Source organism: Marinobacter litoralis (assembly GCF_003336705.1).
Classification (GTDB): Bacteria; Pseudomonadota; Gammaproteobacteria; order Pseudomonadales; family Oleiphilaceae; genus Marinobacter; species Marinobacter litoralis.
The window spans coordinates 963,678-983,151 of the sequence record NZ_QMDL01000001.1 but is presented as its reverse complement, the minus strand read 5'-3'; the positions used below and the strand labels follow the sequence as shown (position 1 = coordinate 983,151).

The following is a 19,474-nucleotide window of genomic DNA, read 5'->3' as shown; positions in this document are numbered from 1 at the left end:
GTTAACGAATGGGTGAATAGGCGAACATTATACCCGCCGTGAGTTTGCTGGCCACCATTGACCTAAACAGCCAAGCAATTCCTGATGGAACAATTTAATAGCGTTTGACAGTACTTTTCTGGTCGAGAGCATCGAGGCGCTGACGTTTCTCGGCAAGTTTGATTTCCAAACCCCGCATGACTGGCTCGTAGTACCGGCGCTGATGGATGGCTTCCGGGAGATAGTTCTCGCCTGCCGCGTACGCATCCGGCTCATCGTGAGCATAACGGTACTCTTCGCCATGGCCCATACTTTTAAGCAGTTTGGTGGGTGCATTGCGCAAATGCACGGGCACGTCGTAGTCTGGGTCGCTCTTGATATCAGCCATGCATTGGTTAAACGCCGTATAGACCGCATTGCTTTTAGGCGCCATGGCCAAATAGGTCGCGGCTTGAGCCAGAGCCAACTCCCCTTCCGGTGAACCTAAACGTTCCTGCGCATCCCAAGCCTGCAATGCGATCTGCAGTGCCCTCGGGTCCGCATTCCCTATGTCTTCACTGGCGATTCTGGCAAGCCTTCGTGCGATGTAGAGCGGATCACAGCCGCCATCGAGCATTCTACACAGCCAGTAAAGTGCACCATCGGAACTGGAACCCCGAATCGACTTATGCAACGCTGATATTTGGTCGTAAAAAACATCACCACCTTTATCAAAGCGGCGCAAGCTTGTTTGCAATACTTGCTCAAGCGTTGATGGCAGTATTTGGTTATTGCCCTGGTCGTCCGGTTCCGCCAAATCTGCTGCTACTTCAAGGATGTTCAGCGCCCGGCGGGCATCGCCCCCTGAAGCCGAAGCCATGGTATCCAGCACCGAAGGATCAACCGTTAAGGATCCGGCAAAGCCTTCGTCGCTGGAAAGCGCGCGGTTGAGCAGAGTCAGAATGTCGGCAGATTCGAGATTCTTAAGAACGTAAACGCGGGTACGAGACAGCAAAGCACTGTTAAGTTCGAAAGAAGGGTTTTCGGTAGTGGCGCCGACAAAGATGAAAGTGCCATCTTCGATATGAGGCAGAAACGCATCCTGCTGGCTTTTGTTGAAGCGGTGGACTTCATCCACGAAAAGCAGCGTGTCACGGCCTTGCGCCTGTTTACGGTGCTTCGCGCGGTCAACCACTTCGCGGATTTCTTTTACACCGCTGAGCACGGCCGACAAAGTCTCAAACGTTAACTCACCAACGTTTGCCAACAATTGCGCAAAGGTCGTCTTACCTACTCCGGGCGGCCCCCACAGGATCATGGAGTGCAGTTGACCTTGCTCTACAGCCCTGCGAAGCGGCTTACCTTCACCGACCAGATGGGCTTGCCCGACATAGTCGGCAAGGGTTGTCGGTCGCATTCTGGCAGCAAGAGGCTGAAATCCGGCCTCTTGCTGAAACAGGCTGTCCTGCATTAAGCACCGTCCCGAATAACGTCAACCTCCTCGGGATATTCCAAGGTGAAGGCGTTTTGATCCACTTCCTTGTTCAGTTCAATGGAATCAAAGCTGAGGATGCTGATCTGCGCCAGCGAATCTTCCATTCTCATTTCTTGCAGCTCGCCATCGAAGAAGCTCAGACGCAACGATACAAACAAGGAGTCTGCACCTTTAGGTACCAGCGTAAACTCTTGAGTCAATTCTCCGATCCGGCGCTGACTGACCTCATAGGTTTCGTCCAGATTGTCGACCTCACCACTAAGCAGCAGCGCGGGCGTACTTTGGACACGGTCATCCAGGTTGTGGATGGTGACTTGCTCGAGGTCAGGATCATAGACCTCCACGGTGTCGCCGTCACTCACTATGAATTGCGACAAGGGAGCGGCGGTTTCCCAATAGAACAGGCCCGGCCTTTTGGCTTTCAAGGAGCCTCGGGTTTCCTGAACGCGTCCACCGTTCTCGCCGACAACAATTTGAATAAAATCCGCTTGGTAAGTTTCGTAGCTGCTAAGAATTGATGAAAGCTCTTCGGCAGCGCCAGCTGAGGTCTCCTCAGCATGACTGATACTCGCCGTAAAGATGAGCAACACACTGGTAATCAGGGAAGACATAAATCGATTCATAATAACGCTCCTAGTCTCTTGGGGGCGGCGGTGCCAGAACTTCTCTGGCGCCATTGTGGCCCGCCGCACTAACCACACCCGCTGCTTCCATTGCATCCACCAGGTTGGCGGCGCGGTTGTAGCCGATTTTGAATTTACGCTGAACCGAGGATATCGATACCCTGCGGTTTTCGGTGACGAACGCAACCGCTTCATCAAACAGTGCATCGCCTTCATCGCCACCACCACCTTCACTCAAGGTAGGTACACCAGGCAGATGCTCACCTTCGGCCCCACTAAGCACATCGTCAACGTATTCTGGCTCGCCTCGCGCCTTCCAGGCGCTAACCACACGATGTACTTCGTCATCGTCCACAAACGCACCATGGACACGCACAGGCAAGCCAGACCCCGGCGGCAGATACAACATATCCCCGTGGCCGAGAAGCTGTTCTGCCCCGCCCTGATCCAACACCGTTCGGGAGTCAATTTTGGAGGAAACCTGAAACGAGATCCGCGTTGGAATGTTAGCTTTGATCAAGCCCGTAATCACGTCAACCGATGGCCGCTGAGTGGCCAGGATCAGGTGGATACCTGCAGCACGGGCTTTTTGGGCGATTCGTGCAATCAGCTCTTCCACCTTCTTACCGACAATCATCATCATGTCGGCGAACTCATCAATCACCACCACGATGAATGGCAATGTCTCCAGCTCCGGTCGTTCCTGCTCATCATTCGCGAGATGATCATCAGGTTTCCAGAGCGGGTCGAGAAGGGGTTCGCCCTCCGCCCGGGCATCTTTCACCTTTTTGTTATAGCCCGCCAAATTACGCACGCCCAAGCTCGCCATCAGGCGATAACGACGTTCCATTTCAGCCACACACCAACGCAGTGCATTGGCAGCTTCTTTCATATCCGTGACCACAGGCGCCAACAAATGGGGAATGCCGTCATAGATGCTGAGTTCGAGCATCTTCGGGTCAACCATAATAAAGCGAACATCTTCCGGACCGGCCTTGAGCAGCATGCTTAGCAGCATTGCGTTGACACCGACTGACTTACCGGAGCCCGTGGTACCTGCAACCAACAAGTGCGGCATTTTCGCCAAGTTGGCCACCATTGGATTCCCGCCGATGTCGTTACCCAGCGCCAAGGTAATCGGCGAGGAAGATTCCGTAAATACTCGTGCACCCAGCACTTCACTGAGTCGAACGATCTCCCGGGTTTCATTCGGTATTTCGATACCCACTACCGACTTACCCGGTATCACTTCGACCACACGAACACTGAGTACTGCCAACGAACGCGCAAGGTCTTTGGCCAGGTTGGAAATTTTGCTGACCTTCACGCCTGCTGCTGGCTTAATCTCGAAGCGAGTGATGACTGGGCCAGGGTTTACCTCAACCACTTCAACGGTGACACCGAAATCGGCCAGTTTCTCTTCCAGCAATCGCGACATGTGCTCGAGCGATTCCTCGGAATAGCCACTCTCTTTATGCTCCTCAGGCGGGTCCAGCAGGGTAATCGGTGGAATGGGGCTTTCAATATCTTCAAGCAATGAGCCTTGCTTGCTGGCCCCCTTTTTCTTTTCCGAGGCGCCCTGATCGTCTTTCTTGAAAGGCGCAATTTTCAATGCCCGGCTTAAGGGCTTCTCGGATTTTTTGGGCGTTGGCTTAGCCGCAATAGGTTCAACATCCCGAGAACTAAAGCTTTCCACTTCTGCTGGCTCCGAATCAACGGTCGGGCGACCTTCCAGCTCCGGTTCTTTCCGCACCTTTTGTGATTTAGCGCTCGCAGCCTGCTTTCCTGATCGATCTTTCTTCGAAAACACTCTGCGCCACCAAGGCAATTTCGGTTCGGTACCTGCCGCCGCTGTCTCGGGTCGGTTTTGCAAAACGGGCGGTTCCGGTTCTTTCGTTGGCTGCGGTTTTTCTGCACGCCCCGACTTGCTCGCCTGTTGCTTGAAGAACGCACTCACAGCCAAAGCCGCTTTGAGCGTCAGGCCACCCACACGGTCCATCAACCTGAACCATGAAAGCCCGATCGTCACCGTGAGCGCGAACAGGAAAATAGCAATCAACAAAAGGGTCGTTGCTGGCAGGTTGAAAAAACGCACCATCGACTCGGAAACGGCCTTGCCCAAGACCCCACCGGAGGACATACCCAACCCAAACAAGGAGTAGAGAGACAGTAAACTCGTGGCAGAAAGGAGAATCAGAATAAAACCGCCAAAACGGACCATAAACAACGGCCAATGCAGATCCAGCGGTTGGTGCCGCAAGCGGATAAGCATGAAGGCATAGCCGGCTACCATGACGGGGAAAAGCCAGGACACATGCCCGAAAAAATCCATTAACAGGCTTGCAAGCCATGCCCCGGTGCGGCCGGCGTAGTTTTCTACGTTGGTTTCATGGCCGATGCTGGCCCAACCTGGGTCGGAATGGCTAAAGGTAAAAAGCGCCATTGCCAGATAGATGCACAGCACGATCAGGCCCAGTACTGCCCCCTCACGGGCACCCTGGGCCACCAAGAGGCGAAAGCGCTTTTGTTTGCCTGTGAGTTCCGTTGGTACAGATTTTTTCGCTTTAGCGGATTCCGCCATGAATACTCAAACCGTATGTAAGTTTAGTCTTCCAGCGCCTGAAAACCCCTTTCGAGATCAGTTTTCAGGTCATCAATGGCTTCAATGCCAACTGACAGCCGGATCAGATTTTCAGTAATACCTGCTTTGACTTTATCTTCAGGTGTCAAACGCCCGTGCGTTGTTGTTGCCGGATGGGTGATTGTGGTTTTCACATCTCCCAGATTGGCGGTAATTGAAATCATGCGTGTGCCATCGATGAAGCGCCATGCTTGCTCTCTTCCGCCCTTGACCGTGAAGGACACCATTCCACCAAATCCGCTTTGCTGCTGTTTAGCCAGCTCATGCTGAGGGTGACTTTCGAGCCCTGCATAAAACACTTTTTCGACGGAAGGCTGTGATTCCAACCACTTAGCCAACTCTAACGCATTGTCGCAGTGAGCTCGCATACGAATCGGTAAGGTTTCTAGGCCTTTCTGGAAAACCCAGGCGTTAAACGGACTCATGGTGGGCCCAGCTGAGCGAATAAAGCCATACACCTCATCAAGGTATTTGGCCGGCCCAACAACGACACCACCAACACAGCGACCCTGGCCATCCAAGTACTTCGTTGCAGAGTGAATGACAAGATCGGCACCTAGCTCCAACGGGCGCTGGAGTATGGGCGTGCAAAAACAGTTATCAACCACCAGCAGCGCATCGTTATCATGGGCCAAGGCTGCCAACGCTTCCACATCAGCCACCTCGCATAACGGGTTTGATGGCGTTTCAATAAAAAGCATTCGGGTTTCGGCGCGAATAGCGGCTTGCCATTCATCAACATCCGTGAGGCTGACAAACGTGGTTTCCACACCGAAACGCGCCATGTACTTTTGGAACAACACGTTCGTGGTACCGAAAACGCCCCGAGAACAAACAACGTGATCGCCGGTTTTCAGCAATGACATGCAGGTACTGAGAATCGCCGCCATGCCAGAGGCAGTCGCGACGGCCTTCTCGCCTCCTTCCATGGCAGCAATTCGACCTTCGAACGCTTGAACCGTTGGATTGGTGAAGCGCGAATAAATATTACCCGCCTCTTCTCCACCAAACCGGGCGGCGGCCTGAGCCGCACTGCCATAAACAAAGCTCGAGGTCGGGAAAATCGCGTCGCTGTGTTCCAGCTGCCCTGTGCGAATCTGCCCTGCCCTCACCGACAGCGTGTCAACGGACATCCCTTCCAGATCAGATTCGGGAATCCATAGGTGTTCTTCACGCGTGTGGCTCATGGCATTCTCCTGGTTACTGGGCAGCGCTCAGTCTTCGTCGTTATGTAGGTCAATATTGTCGTTATCTGAGTCAGAATCCGAATCAACGTCCGTCACACTGGTCGCGTCGGTGCTGCTATCTTTCCGACGGTTCTCAAGGCGTGTCAGGTAGTTTTTGTCGATGTCACCGGTAATGTAATCACCGCTGAACACCGAACATTCCCAGCCATCGATCGCATCATTCACGTCGTTAACGCACGAGATCAGATCATCCAGTTCCTGATAGACCAGCCAGTCGGTACCGATCAGCTCACCAACTTCTTCGACGGTGCGGTCGTGAGCGATCAGCTCGGAAGCCGACGGCATATCAATGCCGTAAACGTTCGGGTACCGAACCGGGGGCGCTGCGGATGCAAAATAAACGTTGCGCGCGCCAGCATCCCGGGCCATCTGAACAATCTCTTTACAGGTGGTGCCACGAACAATGGAGTCGTCTACCAGCATGACATTCTTGCCACGGAACTCCAGATCGATAGGATTAAGTTTTTGGCGTACCGACTTTTTCCGCATTTTCTGGCCCGGCATGATGAAGGTCCGGCCGATATAACGGTTCTTGATAAAGCCTTCACGGTATTTCACGCCAAGCTGATACGCCATCTGCATCGCAGACGTGCGGCTGGTATCCGGAATCGGGATCACAACGTCAATGTCGTGGTCCGGGCGCTCACGCAGCACCTTATCCGCCAACACTTCACCCATGCGAAGACGGGCTTTGTAAACCGAAACGCCGTCCATAATGGAATCAGGGCGGGCAAAGTACACGTGCTCGAAAATACACGGGTAAAGCTTAGGTGACTCGGCGCATTGCTCCGAATAAAGCGTGCCGTCTGTCTCGATATAAACTGCCTCACCTGGTTCAATATCCCGAACCAACGTAAAGCCGGCGGCACTCAGAGCCACACTCTCGGACGCAATCATGTACTCAGTCTGACCGTTCTCGCCTTCACGAACGCCGTAGCACGCCGGTCGAATGCCGTTAGGGTCACGGAAACCAACAATGCCATAACCGGTGATCATGGCAATAACACCGTACGCACCCCGACAACGTTGATGAACGGCGCGGACGGCGGCGAAAATTTCGTCCTTGGTCGGATTCAGCTTTCCAAGTTTCTGCAATTCATGCGCAAACACGTTCAACAGGACTTCCGAATCGGAATTGGTGTTGATATGGCGCAGATCGGTGCGGAATAAATCGCTGCTCAACTCGTCGGCATTGGTCAGATTGCCGTTATGGGCAAGCGTAATACCGTAAGGGCTGTTAACGTAGAACGGCTGGGCTTCGGCAGAACTCGCACTACCTGCTGTCGGGTACCGAACATGGCCGATACCCACGTTGCCCACCAGACGGCGCATGTGGCGCGTGTGGAATACGTCTCTAACCAAACCATTGTCTTTACGCAAAAAGAAACGGTCATCTTGGAAGGTAACAATACCCGCCGCATCCTGGCCACGGTGCTGTAGAACGGTCAATGCGTCATAAAGCATCTGATTGACGTTAGAAGTACTGACAATACCGACAATGCCACACATGGCTGGACGATTCTCCGAGTGTTAGAACTGAATGTTAGCGAGAGGCAGACGTGGGTTCCACGCCTTCCGGTTCACTGGGTGCCTGGGGATTACCTGAACTACCATCTGCCGGCCCCAGAAACCGGGCAAATTCATCACCAAAGGTGCGTCGGGACCAATCTTCAACCACCGCCAAACGATCAATCATGACGGATGATTGCCACCAGGTATCCTGCGCCAGTGGGGTATAACGAGTGAAAGCTATGCCAACAATGACAACAACCACGCCACGGAGTAAACCGAACCCCATGCCCAACACTCGGTCGGTAGCAGAAAGGCCGGTGGCACGTACAAGATGGCCAATTAGATTGTTGACGATGGCACCCACGATCAGGGTGCCGAAAAACAGAATGGCGAATGCGGCCACCAAGCGAACCAGTGGTGTCTCGACGGATGATTCGAGCAGTGCCTGCATTTGCGGATGAAACGTGCGGGCGATGATGAACGCACCGATCCAGGTCACCAAAGACAGAGCTTCGCGAACGAACCCCCGCTTCAAACTGATGAGCGTGGAAACAGAAATGAGGGCGATGATGACCCAGTCAATCCAGATCAGCGATTCCATGAACAACCCGGTGGAGAAAACGAAGGAGGAATTCTAACAGGAAACGCGAGCGCACCAAACTCTCGTATTAAGAATATTCGGTTTCCGGCGGAATTATTTTCCGCCTTTGGTCACCAGACTTTTCAGACCGAACTTTTTATCCAGTTTCGCCTTAGCTTGATCCGCATCCTCGCGGTTCACAAAGGGCCCACTAAAGACACGTGTCAACGTCTTGCCGCCGCTTTCAAATTGCTGAAGATGCGCACCAAAACCCATCTCAAGCACGTTATCTCGTAACCGCCGGGCATTCGCATCGTTCCCGAAGCTGCCCAGCTGAACAACCCAAGCTCCCTCAAGGGTGCGGGTAAACTCAGCCTTTTCTTCGACTGGCTTCGCGGTGGTTTCTTCGGGTTGTGCTAACCGAGGCTTTTCTTGGACCGGCTGAGCTTCCACGGTTTCGGACTGCTTAACTGGCGTACTCTGTAACAATTCACCCGACTCTGGCGCCGTTTGCGCCTGCACGCTTTCATCTTCGATAATCCGGAACCCCTGTGCTTGTCCGGAGTCCGCTGTGACCGGGGCCGCGGTATCCGAAGATACCTCATAGCCGACAGAATCGCCCGTCGGCTCCTCAGGCATATCCACCTCGGGGAATGGCGGTTCTTCAGGGATGGTGATCGACGTGGATTTGCGCTGGGAATGGGGCTCGTCAAAAATCATTGGCACAAAGATGACAGCCAGGGAGATCAGAACCAAAGCACCAATGATTCGCTGTTTTAATCCGTCCACCTGAAAGAACTCCCTATGCAAAACTATTTGAGTTCGATAGTAACTGTGTCAAAAACAGAACTGAAGCCATATCCGGCCAATGAACAAAGTTTAAGGCGCGCCACCCAACAGCAACGCTCTGGCTTCAGCCACAGTGAAGAAAGACCCGAACACCACCACACAGTCTTCCTGCCCTGAAACTTCACTGTTGGCGTCCTCCAAAGCTTCAGAGATGGTAGCACTGGCACTGACACTGGCGCCGTCACCCACCCGGGATTCAAGCTCACCAACAGACAACCCTCTGGGCACATCCAAACCGGCCAGACACCAGTGATCAACAACCGGTGCCATGGCAGCCACAACGCCCTCAACATCTTTGTCGCCAAGCGCGGCATAGACAGCAATCACCCGCCCGCTGTTTTGCTGCTTCAATTCACTCAACTTACTGGCCAACCAACGAGCAGCATGGGGATTGTGACCCACATCCGCAATGACCAATGGCTCGCTACTGAGCCGTTCGAAGCGCCCGGGCAGGTTGACCGACTGAGCGGCCTCGCCCAAAAGCTCAAGCCCGGCATCAGGAACCAGCCGCGCCGCCATAACCGTCGCAGCCGCCACACTCTCAATGGGCAAAGGACCCGCCGGCAAGGCTACTCGCCCCTGCGCCATCACCAAATCAATGATTGAACTGTCGTCAGCACGAGGCTCAAGCTGGTAATCACGCCCCGTCAGCTGCAAATCTACTTTCTGTGCCACTGCCTGCTGCAAAACCGAAGCCGGCGGTACCGGATCGGCACAAACCGCCGGAATTCCCCGCCGTAAAATACCCGCCTTTTCGAAACCAATTACTTCCCGGTTATCGCCAAGAAATCCGATATGATCGATATCGATGGACGTAATAATCGCAAAATCGGCATCCAAAACGTTCACCGCATCAAGCCGACCGCCGAGCCCCACTTCCAGAACCCAGTCCTCAACCCCGGCCTGCTCGAACGCCACAAAGGCGGCCAGCGTACCAAACTCGAAATAGGTCAGGGACACACGCCCCCTTGCGACCTCTACCTTTTCAAAAGCAGACACCAAGGCCGCATCGGAAACATTAGTTCCGTTAATTCGGACGCGCTCGTTGTAATGCTGAAGATGGGGAGAGGTGTAGGCACCCGTGGTACGACCGGCTGCCATTAACTGGCGCTCCAACGTTGCTACGGTGGAGCCTTTACCATTGGTACCGGCAACGGTAATGATTCGGGCATTAGGCTTTTTCGGAAACAAGCGGCGAAGCACCACAAGAACGCGATCAAGCCCCATGTCGATTTCTGTGGGATGAATGGCTTCTAACCATTGAAGCCATTCATTAACCGAAGCACCCTCGCTCGGGCTCTTTACCGCCACACCTGAGTTATTGGACAGATTCATCTGCACCCGGCTTTTCGGAGATTTCAAACTCGATTGGCGCCTCGGTACCCGGCTTTTCCTGCCCGGTGAATTTCGCCAGCACGTGAGCAATGCGCTCACGCATCTGATGACGATGCAGAATCATATCGATGGCACCGTGCTCCAACAAAAACTCACTTCGCTGGAAGCCTTCAGGCAGTTTCTCTCGCACGGTCTGTTCGATAACGCGCGGCCCGGCAAAACCAATCAACGCATAGGGTTCTGCAATATTGAGATCACCCAGCATGGCCAAACTGGCAGACACACCACCAAACACAGGATCTGTCATCACCGAAATATAGGGAATACCCTCTTCTTTCATGCGCTCAAGAACCGCGGCGGTTTTTGCCATTTGCATCAAAGACAGAATGGCCTCTTGCATGCGCGCACCCCCACTGGCTGAGAAGCACACTAGCGGAATCCGGCGTTCCAGAGCAACGTTCGCGGCCTGAACGAACTTTTCACCCACAACCTGCCCCATCGAACCGCCAAGGAAGTTAAATTCAAAGGCACAAGCAACTAAAGGTACACCCAAAGTAGTGCCGCTCATGGCAACCAGGGCATCTTTTTCGCCGGTGGCTTTCTGGGCAGCCGCCAAACGGTCTTTGTAGCGCTTGGTATCTTTAAACTTCAGTCGATCGTTTGGCTCAAGATCAGCTGCAATCTCTTCTCGCCCATCTTTATCCAGAAAGATTTCAAGACGACGCCGAGCGGACACACGCAGGTGATGATTGCACTTCGGACAAACATCCAGGTTCTTTTCCAGCTCTGGTTTATATAGAAATGCACCACACTTCGGACATTTCTTCCAGAGCCCTTCCGGCACACCGGTACGTTGTCTTGATTCCGAGCGAATTTTGCTCGGCATTATCTTGTCCAGCCAGTTACTCATGCTTAGGTCCTGTCCTTTTGTGCCTGGATGCCTAGCTATCAGGCAAGGCTATCCAGCGCTTCGCGCATCGGGTACAACAGATCGTATAACGCTTGATTCAATGCGTCAGAATCTGATTGATTTCGGGCTATTGTATCCACCAGCACGCTACCCACAATTACACCATCGGATACTTTGCCGATTGCGCCTGCGGTTTCTGCATCCCGAATACCAAAGCCTACACCTACAGGAAGTGCGGTCAACTCGTGGATATGAGCGACTTTCTCGGCCACTTCATCAACATTGATCGTTGCCGAGCCGGTTACGCCCTTGATAGAAACATAGTACACATAACCGGACGAGTGCTTACTAATTGCCTTAATACGCTCATCGGTCGTGGTTGGAGCAAGCAAGAAGATCGGGTCCATATTGCGCTCGGCAAACAACGGCGCAACGTCACCAGCTTCTTCAGGCGGAAGATCTACCGTCAACACTCCGTCGATTCCAGCTTTAGCTGCTGCGTCTGCAAAGGCCTCATAACCCATAGCTTCCACTGGGTTTAGATACCCCATCAATACAACCGGGGTATCGGCATCGGTTTTGCGAAACTCTTCAACCATGGCAATTACCTGTCGCAACGACGTGTTGTGCTTCAGAGCTCGCTCACACGCCAGCTGAATAACAGGACCATCGGCCATGGGATCCGAGAACGGAACGCCAAGTTCAATGATATCCGCGCCCGCCTTAACCAGAGTGTGCATCAGGCTGACCGTTTGATCAGGATGAGGGTCACCCGCTGTAATATAGGGGATCAATGCCTTACGCCCCTGGTCTTTCAAGGACTTCAATACACCTTCAATACGACTCATGCCTGCTCCTGATACCTTCAGATCTCGATGCCATCTAACTGGGCGATGGTATGAATGTCTTTATCGCCGCGGCCCGACACGTTAATTACCACAACCTTGTCTTTATCCATGGTCGCAGCCAGCTTCAACGCGTATGCCACCGCATGAGATGACTCCAGCGCTGGCATAATGCCCTCTACCTGGGTCAGGGTACGGAAACCGGCCAACGCCTCTTCATCGGTCACTGACACATAATGAGCCCGACCAATATCCTTCAACCAGGAGTGTTCAGGGCCGACACCGGGGTAATCCAAGCCGGCACTGACAGAATGAGTGCCAGCAATCTGGCCGTTTTCATCTTCCATCAGGTAGGTACGATTACCGTGCAGCACCCCCGGACGCCCAGCACACAGTGGCGCAGCGTGATCGCCGGTCTCAATACCCAAGCCACCGGCTTCGACACCATAAAGCTCGACCGACTCGTCCGTCAGGAACGGGTAGAACATACCAATGGCATTAGAGCCACCGCCCACACAAGCAACCAGAGCATCCGGCAGTTTGCCTACTTTTTCCATGGACTGCTCACGCAACTCGCGGCCGATCACAGATTGGAAGTCGCGCACTAATAGCGGGTACGGGTGCGGCCCTGCTACGGTACCAATGATGTAGAAGGTATCGTCTACGTTTGCCACCCAGTCCCGCATGGCCTCGTTCATAGCGTCTTTGAGTGTTTTGGTGCCGCTCTCGACCGCGTGGACGGTAGCGCCCAGCAGCTTCATGCGATAAACGTTCAGAGATTGACGCTGAACATCCTCCGAACCCATGAATATGTGACATTCAAGACCCAAACGAGCGCAAACTGTCGCCGTTGCGACACCATGCTGACCGGCTCCAGTTTCAGCGATAATACGTTTTTTGCCCAAAAAGCTAGCGAGCAGTGCCTGACCAATGGTGTTATTCACCTTGTGGGCACCGGTATGGTTTAGATCTTCTCGCTTCAACCAGATTTGCGCGCCACCGGTTTCGCGTGTCAGGCGTTCGGCAAAATACAGCGGGCTTGGCCGGCCTACGTAGTCAGCCAGATCTTTATCAAATTTAGCCTGAAATTCTGCGTCATCCTTCAGCTGGAGATATTCTTTCTCCAGCGTCATTAACGAGTCCATCAGAGTTTCGGAAACAAACCGGCCACCGAAGGCACCAAAGTGACCTCTGGAATCCGGGAGTGCCTTCAACATTTCATCAGTCAGTTTTACGGACACTTTGCACCTCTTTGAAGAAATCAGATAATTTGGTGGCGTCTTTAATACCTTTGCTCAGCTCAACCCCGCCGCTGACATCAACCGCCCAGGGCCGAACCTCTTCGATGGCGCGGGCTACGTTAGCAGATGACAAGCCGCCGGCCAATATCAAAGGGATAGGACGATACTCCGGTATAAGCTGCCAGTTAAAGGATTGGCCTGTTCCGCCATAGCGATTGGGATCCCAGGCATCAACCAGCAACCCTACCGCTTTGTTATACGCAGAATAAGCTTCCGAGATCTGTTCTGAAGCCTGAACCCTTATAGCTTTAATCCATCGGCGCCCGAACGAATCACAAAACGCGGGCGTTTCATCGCCGTGGAACTGCAACAGATCCAGCGGAACCGCATCGAGCACTGCCTCGACAAAATCGGAAGCGGGATTCACAAACAACCCCGTCACCGTCACAAACGCTGGAACAGCCTCTGCCAACTCCCGTGCCTGCTCAATAGTAACGGCACGAGGGCTGGGCTCATAAAAAACAAGACCAATGGAATCCGCGCCGCTAGCTACAGCCGCTTGTACATCTTCTACCCTGGTCAGACCACAGATCTTTACGCGCGTTGTCATGATTCTGAAACCGGCTGTTTTGGATGAATATGGGTCGGAACGATTGGCAGGTTGTCTTCCCTCGAGAACCACGGAGCTACAAAAGCCGGCCCACAAAGAGCTTCAGGGATACCAAAGTGTTCAGGATACCCTACATCGACCAGATAAAGCCCGTACGGCGGCGCGGTGACCCCGGCAATCTTTCGGTCCCGAGCTGCCAGCACATTGCCAACCCACTCTACCGATTGCTCTCCAGAACCTACGGCCATCAAAGCACCGGCAATATTACGCACCATGTGATGAAGAAAAGCATTGGCCTGCACATCGATGACCACATAATCACCGGACCGGGTAACTGATATGCGCTCCAAAAAACGAACCGGCGTCCGGGACTGACAACCTGCCGCACGAAACGATGAGAAATCATGCTCACCGGTGAGTGCTTGGGCCGCTTCATGCATCTTTTGAGCGTCCAGTGGCCGAAAATTCCAGCTCACCTGCCCGCGCTGAATACCCGGACGGACCGGATTATTGAAAATCACATAGCGATAACGTCGATAAGTTGCGGAGAAGCGGGCATGAAAATCACCCACCCCATTACCTGCCCAGTGCACCGCTATGTCGCTGGGTAGCGCCGTGTTAATGCCCATGACCCAAGATCGCAGCGTTCGCACAGCCTTGGTATCAAAATGCACGATCTGAAAACTCGCATGAACACCCGCGTCTGTGCGGCCTGCACACACCAACTCAACCGGATGATTGGCAACCTTGCTAACCGCTTTGGTTAACTCCGCCTGAACCGACCGCACGCCACTCTTTTGTTGCTGCCAACCATGAAATGCCTGGCCATCGTATTCAAAAGCAATCACAACCCGACCGTCACCAATCGCGTTATCCGTAGTTAGAGGGTTCGGCTGAAGAAACAATGGAGCATCCAGTTTTTCGGGTTCAGAAATACAAAGCGCCGGCTCAAAGGCCGGCGCTGTTGCCGTTATGGATTGATTATAACGAATCAGGAGAGATTTTTAAGAAGCTCTTGCGCTTCGGCCTTCTGCTCTTCATTCCCCTCTAAAGCAACTTCTTCGAGAATGTCTCTGGCCCCGTCGCCATCACCCATCTCGACGTAGGCTCGGGCCAGATCGAGTTTAGTTGCAGCTTCGTCAGTGCCAGCGAGGAAGTCGAAATCGTCATCGTCGCCGAGATCAGCCTCATCGATCTCTAGGCCAGACAACTCTTTGTCGGTATCAACCTCGGCATCAACTTCCGGATCCAGTGAAGGAACATCATCGGCCGCGTCGGAGACTGCCTCCTCACCTTGATCGAGTTCGTCCAAAGCATCTTCAAGGCCGAGTTCCTCTTCCAACGAATCGACGCTATCTTTGGCAGGATCGTCAGCTTCAAGTTCGGCAAACTCATCCATCAAAGCCAAATCGTCATCGGAAACGTCTAACTCAAGATCATCCAAATCAGATTCACTCAAATCCAAGGGCTCAGGATCACTCTCCTCTCCAACCTTATCCAGCTCTGCGTCAAGCTCATCAAGGAAGGACTCATCAAGACCTTCGGTGCTCGAAACATCATCCAAGGACACTGCTTCGCTTTCCTCGCTAGCCTGATCCTCTGTTTCTTCCGACAGGGCTGCCAATTCATCCAGCTCACCATCAAGATCCAGGCTTTCAGTCAAATCCAACTCGGAGTCAGTCGAATCTTCAGCGTCACCCGAACTAAATACGGCCTCGTCTTCTTCGCTCAGCTCGAAATCAAGACTGAACTCGTCTTCCCCAAGAACGTCGTCCGGTTTCGCAACCTGAGAGCCCGACTCAACTTCCATTTCGAACGAAGAGAATTCAGATTCACCTGTAGTCTTATCTGCTGCCTCTTCCGCATCGTCAACCGCTGCAATGCCTGTGAGATCGTATTCAATGGCATCGTCTGGTGAACCCGCGCTTTCTTTCTTGCCTTCGAATTCATCCTCTAAATCGAGCTCGTCTAAACTCTCATCCAGACCCTGAAACTCGTCTTCCAACGGGGTTGCTGACACTTCCGGCTCATTCTCATTGTCATAGGCTTCTGACGCAAAGCCGGCCAAAGAATCAGAGCGAAGCTCGTTTTCAAGATCGTCGATACTTGGCATCGACTCTGCTTCTTGCAGCTGCTGCTTAAGCGCCACAGCTTCGGCCAGAACTTCGTCATCACCGAGGGCTTCTACTTCCCCGAATTGTTTATCAAATGACTGATAATCGTGGCTCGCTGCGTAGGTTTCCAACAACTTCAGGCGCAAATCTGTGCGACTAGGTTCACGCGAAATAGCCGATTCCAGAACTTCAGCAGCCTTATCATGCTGGCCGTAGGCGATATAGCTGTTGGCTTCCGCCAAGGCTTCGTCACCCTCCGGGACCGCCACCGCCTGGCTTGCATTATCTGCCGGGGTCAGGTCGAACCCTTCGGAATCGTTATCATCTTCCGCGCTTAACTGATCGTAAAAAGCTTTCTCGCGATTTGCGTTCCGACGAGCGACCAACAAAAGCAACAGCAGCAACAGGATCAAGCCGCCACCCAAAGCGATCTGGTACATCGGGTTTCCGACAACTGCATCCATGAACTGACCCAACAACCCTTTCTTCGATTGCTCGGTCGGCTGACTTTCTGCAGGCTGTTGAACTTCGGGGGCCGTGTTACCTGTGCTTGCGACTGGCGGGGCCGATTCTTCCATGCCTTCCGTGCCGACTTCGGCCGGTGCAGCTCCTTCAGCAACTGGTTGATCGGCAGTTTCCGGCTCAGAAGCATCGGCTTCCGCGGCATTTGCCGCCGCCTCAACAGATTCTGCAGGAGCGCCTTCTTCTGAGGTCAGCGAACTCTCTGAGCCCACCTCTTCCGCTTCAGTGCTCTCGTCCGAAGCAACCGAACCTTCATCGGTAACGGCTTCACCGGCCAATGCTTCATCAGCATTTGCTTCAACTGCATCTGCGCCCGAGGAATCTGCTACCGAAGACGAGGCTTCATCCACACCCCCCTCAACGGGTTGATCAGGCTCTACACTACCCGGTGCTGCTGATGGCTGTTCAGAAACTGCACCTTGCAAATCCGCAAGCTGGGAGCTCTTCAACTCCAGCAGACGCTGAAGCGTTTCAACTTGAGCCTGCATATCCTCAAGCTTGGAGTTCAGCTCTTCGTTCTCACGACGCGTAGCTTCAAGCTCTTCCAAGGCCACGGCGGACCCTGCATCCACGCCACCCTCGCTGGCACCATCGCCACCGGCAGACCCGCCTTGCTCTTCGGTACGAGCCTCAGCTTCATCTGCGGCAATAAGGCGAAGTTCTGCTCCGGTTTCCGCCTCTTGCTGCTTAACACTGGCCGATGGAGTCGCTTTTGCGGTTTGCGTAGCATCGACGGGACGTGGCGACTTGAGTTCTTCGTTTTGCCTTGCAACTACCCGAGACGCTTCAGCCTGGCTGCGACGCTCAATCTCGGCAAGACTCGGTGCACGCAGCACCTGCCCACGTTTCAAGCGGTTAATATTTCCGCCAATAAACGCATCCGGGTTCTTGTCCTGAATAGCCAGCATGACTTGCTGCATTGACACAGAATTGTTCGGGCGCATGCGCTGGGCGATGGTCCAAAGCGTGTCAGACGGGCCAGTAGGCCCGAAACTGTCAGCGCTATAACCGGACGCACGAGAACCTTGAACGGCTGCCTGACGGCGCACCGACTCGGCACTGCGACTGGTCCGCGTAACCGCGCTGCGCTGCGGTGCCGAAGTGGGCGCAGTTACCTGCTCTCGTATACCCGACTCTTCCGCATAGACTGGAGGATCGACTAATACGGCATACTCACGCATTAAGCGGCCGTTTGGCCAAGTAAGCTCAAGAAGGAAATTAAGGTAAGGTTCGCGGAACGGTTCACGTGATGACACGTTGATCACGAGATTTCCGTCTGCCTCTGTCACTACTTCAAATTTCAGTTTACTCAGAAACTGATGACGCTCCAGGCCGACTCGTTGGTAAGCAGCCTCAGGAGCCACGTTAACGAAGACATCACCGGGATCGACTCCACGACTTTGTCGCAACGAAATTTCAGCATCCAGCGGCTGATTCAACCAGGACTGCATCTCAATTTCACCCAGCCCCAGGGCCTGAGCCATACCCGAGCCGAGCCCTCCCGCCAACGCCAGGGCAACCGCAAGCTTGCGTACCTTCATGCTTTTTCCTTTCCAGTCTCCGTTATTCTTTGACTGCTGAATCTCAACAGAATCGGACGAGGTTGGATGACTTTCGTCTTTTTATAGTTTGGGAGTATTGTTGATAAAACCTCTTTTATCAATCAATCAGATGCTTTCCTTGCACCATTTGTTCACCACTCCCATGGAACTCATTAGTGTCCCTGAAAATAACAGGGGCGGGCACTGAAATCAGCACCCGCCCCGAACCGGCTTATGAAAAACCGGACACAGTTGGCATTAATGACCAACCTGTAACAATTTTTAACGTTCCTGAAGGATTCTCAGCATTCTGCGGAGCGGTTCTGCCGCGCCCCACAACAACTGGTCACCTACGGTGAACGCGGAGATGTATTCAGGCCCCATCGCCAACTTACGAATACGTCCGATCGGCACACTCAAGGTACCGGTTACCTTTGTTGGGGTCAGCTCCTGCATGGTCGCATCGCGATCATTCGGGATGACTTTCACCCAATCGTTGCCTTTGGCCAGAATACTTTCGATCTCGGAAACCGACAGATCTTTCTTGAGCTTGATAGTCAGCGCCTGACTATGGGAGCGCATCGCCCCAATCCGAACGCAAATACCATCGATTGGAATCGGATTGCCACTGCGACCAAGAATCTTGTTGGTCTCAACACCGGCCTTCCACTCTTCCTTGCTCATGCCGTTATCGAGCTGTTTGTCGATGAACGGAATCAGGCTGCCCGCCAGCGGAACACCGAAGTGCTCGGTCGGGAAATCACCTGAACGCATGGTGTCAGTCACCTTACGGTCGATTTCCAGAATGGCAGACGAAGTATCTTCAAGCTCCGCCTTGACGCTGTCATTCAGCGCACCCATCTGGTTCAACAGCTCACGCATGTTTTGGGCGCCGGAACCGGAAGCTGCCTGATAGGTCATGGGGGATACCCATTCGATCAGATCTTGCTCGAGCAATCCGCCCAGAGCCAACATCATCAAGCTTACGGTGCAGTTACCACCCACGTAATCCTTCACACCTTTCTCAAGTGCTTCATCGATAACGTTGCGGTTAACCGGGTCCAGAACGATAACGGAGTGATCAGCCATCCGCAGCGTAGAGGCTGCATCAATCCAATAGCCCTGCCAGCCTGCATCACGCAACTTCTCGTACACCGCTGAGGTGTAGTCTCCGCCCTGACAGGTGACAATCACGTCCATCGTCTTCAGGATGTCGATATCAAATGCATCCTGCAATGCCGGAACACCTTCCTTCCCTACATCCGGAGCGGGCTTACCCGCTTGCGATGTGGTAAAGAATACCGGATCGATGTCCGCAAAATCGTTTTCTTCGCGCATGCGCTGCATGAGGACAGACCCCACCATGCCACGCCAACCTACTAGTCCAACTCGCTTCATGTGCGACCTTTGAACCTCACATTATGCCCGCCCCTACCGTTATCGCTGGCAGG

Annotated in this window: 15 protein-coding genes; all 15 read right to left on the bottom strand. The window is 53.5% G+C overall.

Annotation, left to right across the window (positions count from 1 at the left end; all coding sequences use genetic code 11):
• Window positions 1-94: 94 nt before the first annotated feature.
• The gene (locus DOQ08_RS04515; RefSeq protein WP_114333679.1) at window positions 95-1,429 is read right to left on the bottom strand and encodes a replication-associated recombination protein A; all 1,335 of its coding nucleotides are present in this window, start codon (window positions 1,427-1,429) and stop codon (window positions 95-97) included.
• Window positions 1,429-2,076 carry an outer membrane lipoprotein chaperone LolA gene (gene lolA / locus DOQ08_RS04510; protein ID WP_165823607.1) on the bottom strand — a complete coding sequence of 216 codons (648 nt, stop codon included), beginning with the start codon at window positions 2,074-2,076 and terminating at the stop codon, window positions 1,429-1,431. Before lolA ends, DOQ08_RS04515 begins: the two co-directional genes overlap by 1 nt.
• A gap of 10 nt (window positions 2,077-2,086) precedes the next feature.
• A complete protein-coding gene (locus DOQ08_RS04505) occupies window positions 2,087-4,657 on the bottom strand; it encodes a DNA translocase FtsK (protein WP_114333678.1) in 2,571 nt (856 codons plus the stop codon).
• A 23-nt stretch (window positions 4,658-4,680) separates the two neighbouring features.
• The gene (locus DOQ08_RS04500; protein WP_114333677.1) at window positions 4,681-5,904 is read right to left on the bottom strand and encodes an O-succinylhomoserine sulfhydrylase; all 1,224 of its coding nucleotides are present in this window, start codon (window positions 5,902-5,904) and stop codon (window positions 4,681-4,683) included.
• Between the two features lie 27 nt (window positions 5,905-5,931).
• The gene (gene purF, locus DOQ08_RS04495; protein ID WP_114333676.1) at window positions 5,932-7,473 is read right to left on the bottom strand and encodes an amidophosphoribosyltransferase; all 1,542 of its coding nucleotides are present in this window, start codon (window positions 7,471-7,473) and stop codon (window positions 5,932-5,934) included.
• Window positions 7,474-7,507: 34 nt separating this feature from the next.
• Complete coding sequence (locus tag DOQ08_RS04490) at window positions 7,508-8,077, bottom strand: CvpA family protein (protein ID WP_114333675.1); 570 nt, start codon at window positions 8,075-8,077, stop codon at window positions 7,508-7,510.
• Between the two features lie 93 nt (window positions 8,078-8,170).
• The gene (locus DOQ08_RS04485) at window positions 8,171-8,845 is read right to left on the bottom strand and encodes an SPOR domain-containing protein (RefSeq protein WP_114333674.1); all 675 of its coding nucleotides are present in this window, start codon (window positions 8,843-8,845) and stop codon (window positions 8,171-8,173) included.
• Between the two features lie 90 nt (window positions 8,846-8,935).
• The gene (gene folC / locus DOQ08_RS04480; RefSeq protein ID WP_114333673.1) at window positions 8,936-10,240 is read right to left on the bottom strand and encodes a bifunctional tetrahydrofolate synthase/dihydrofolate synthase; all 1,305 of its coding nucleotides are present in this window, start codon (window positions 10,238-10,240) and stop codon (window positions 8,936-8,938) included.
• A complete protein-coding gene (gene accD, locus DOQ08_RS04475; protein WP_114333672.1) occupies window positions 10,224-11,150 on the bottom strand; it encodes an acetyl-CoA carboxylase, carboxyltransferase subunit beta in 927 nt (308 codons plus the stop codon). Before accD ends, folC begins: the two co-directional genes overlap by 17 nt.
• 38 nt (window positions 11,151-11,188) lie before the next feature.
• Entirely contained in the window at window positions 11,189-11,998 is an 810-nt protein-coding gene (trpA, locus tag DOQ08_RS04470) for a tryptophan synthase subunit alpha (RefSeq protein WP_114333671.1), read from the bottom strand.
• Window positions 11,999-12,015: 17 nt separating this feature from the next.
• On the bottom strand, window positions 12,016-13,224 hold the full coding sequence (gene trpB / locus DOQ08_RS04465) for a tryptophan synthase subunit beta (protein WP_264756349.1): 1,209 nt from the start codon (window positions 13,222-13,224) through the stop codon (window positions 12,016-12,018).
• Window positions 13,217-13,846, bottom strand: coding sequence for a phosphoribosylanthranilate isomerase (locus DOQ08_RS04460; protein ID WP_114333669.1), 630 nt, complete (start codon window positions 13,844-13,846; stop codon window positions 13,217-13,219). The genes trpB and DOQ08_RS04460 overlap by 8 nt, the downstream gene beginning before the upstream one ends.
• Window positions 13,843-14,751 (bottom strand): tRNA pseudouridine(38-40) synthase TruA, encoded by a 909-nt coding sequence (truA, locus tag DOQ08_RS04455; protein ID WP_114333668.1) that lies wholly within the window; start codon window positions 14,749-14,751, stop codon window positions 13,843-13,845. The genes DOQ08_RS04460 and truA overlap by 4 nt, the downstream gene beginning before the upstream one ends.
• 86 nt (window positions 14,752-14,837) lie before the next feature.
• A complete protein-coding gene (locus DOQ08_RS04450; protein ID WP_114333667.1) occupies window positions 14,838-18,023 on the bottom strand; it encodes a FimV/HubP family polar landmark protein in 3,186 nt (1,061 codons plus the stop codon).
• Between the two features lie 282 nt (window positions 18,024-18,305).
• Window positions 18,306-19,421, bottom strand: a complete 1,116-nt coding sequence (gene asd, locus DOQ08_RS04445; RefSeq protein ID WP_114333666.1) for an aspartate-semialdehyde dehydrogenase — start codon at window positions 19,419-19,421, stop codon at window positions 18,306-18,308.
• Window positions 19,422-19,474 lie beyond the last annotated feature (53 nt).

Bases quoted from the DNA above. Each gene is read 5' to 3' on its own strand.
- DOQ08_RS04515 (WP_114333679.1), bottom strand. From the start codon at position 1,429: ATGCAGGACAGCCTGTTTCAGCAAGAGGCCGGATTTCAGCCTCTTGCT.
- lolA (WP_165823607.1), bottom strand. From the start codon at position 2,076: ATGAATCGATTTATGTCTTCCCTGATTACCAGTGTGTTGCTCATCTTT.
- DOQ08_RS04505 (WP_114333678.1), bottom strand. From the start codon at position 4,657: ATGGCGGAATCCGCTAAAGCGAAAAAATCTGTACCAACGGAACTCACA.
- DOQ08_RS04500 (WP_114333677.1), bottom strand. From the start codon at position 5,904: ATGAGCCACACGCGTGAAGAACACCTATGGATTCCCGAATCTGATCTG.
- purF (WP_114333676.1), bottom strand. From the start codon at position 7,473: ATGTGTGGCATTGTCGGTATTGTCAGTACTTCTAACGTCAATCAGATG.
- DOQ08_RS04490 (WP_114333675.1), bottom strand. From the start codon at position 8,077: ATGGAATCGCTGATCTGGATTGACTGGGTCATCATCGCCCTCATTTCT.
- folC (WP_114333673.1), bottom strand. From the start codon at position 10,240: ATGAATCTGTCCAATAACTCAGGTGTGGCGGTAAAGAGCCCGAGCGAG.
- accD (WP_114333672.1), bottom strand. From the start codon at position 11,150: ATGAGTAACTGGCTGGACAAGATAATGCCGAGCAAAATTCGCTCGGAA.
- trpA (WP_114333671.1), bottom strand. From the start codon at position 11,998: ATGAGTCGTATTGAAGGTGTATTGAAGTCCTTGAAAGACCAGGGGCGT.
- DOQ08_RS04460 (WP_114333669.1), bottom strand. From the start codon at position 13,846: ATGACAACGCGCGTAAAGATCTGTGGTCTGACCAGGGTAGAAGATGTA.
- DOQ08_RS04450 (WP_114333667.1), bottom strand. From the start codon at position 18,023: ATGAAGGTACGCAAGCTTGCGGTTGCCCTGGCGTTGGCGGGAGGGCTC.
- asd (WP_114333666.1), bottom strand. From the start codon at position 19,421: ATGAAGCGAGTTGGACTAGTAGGTTGGCGTGGCATGGTGGGGTCTGTC.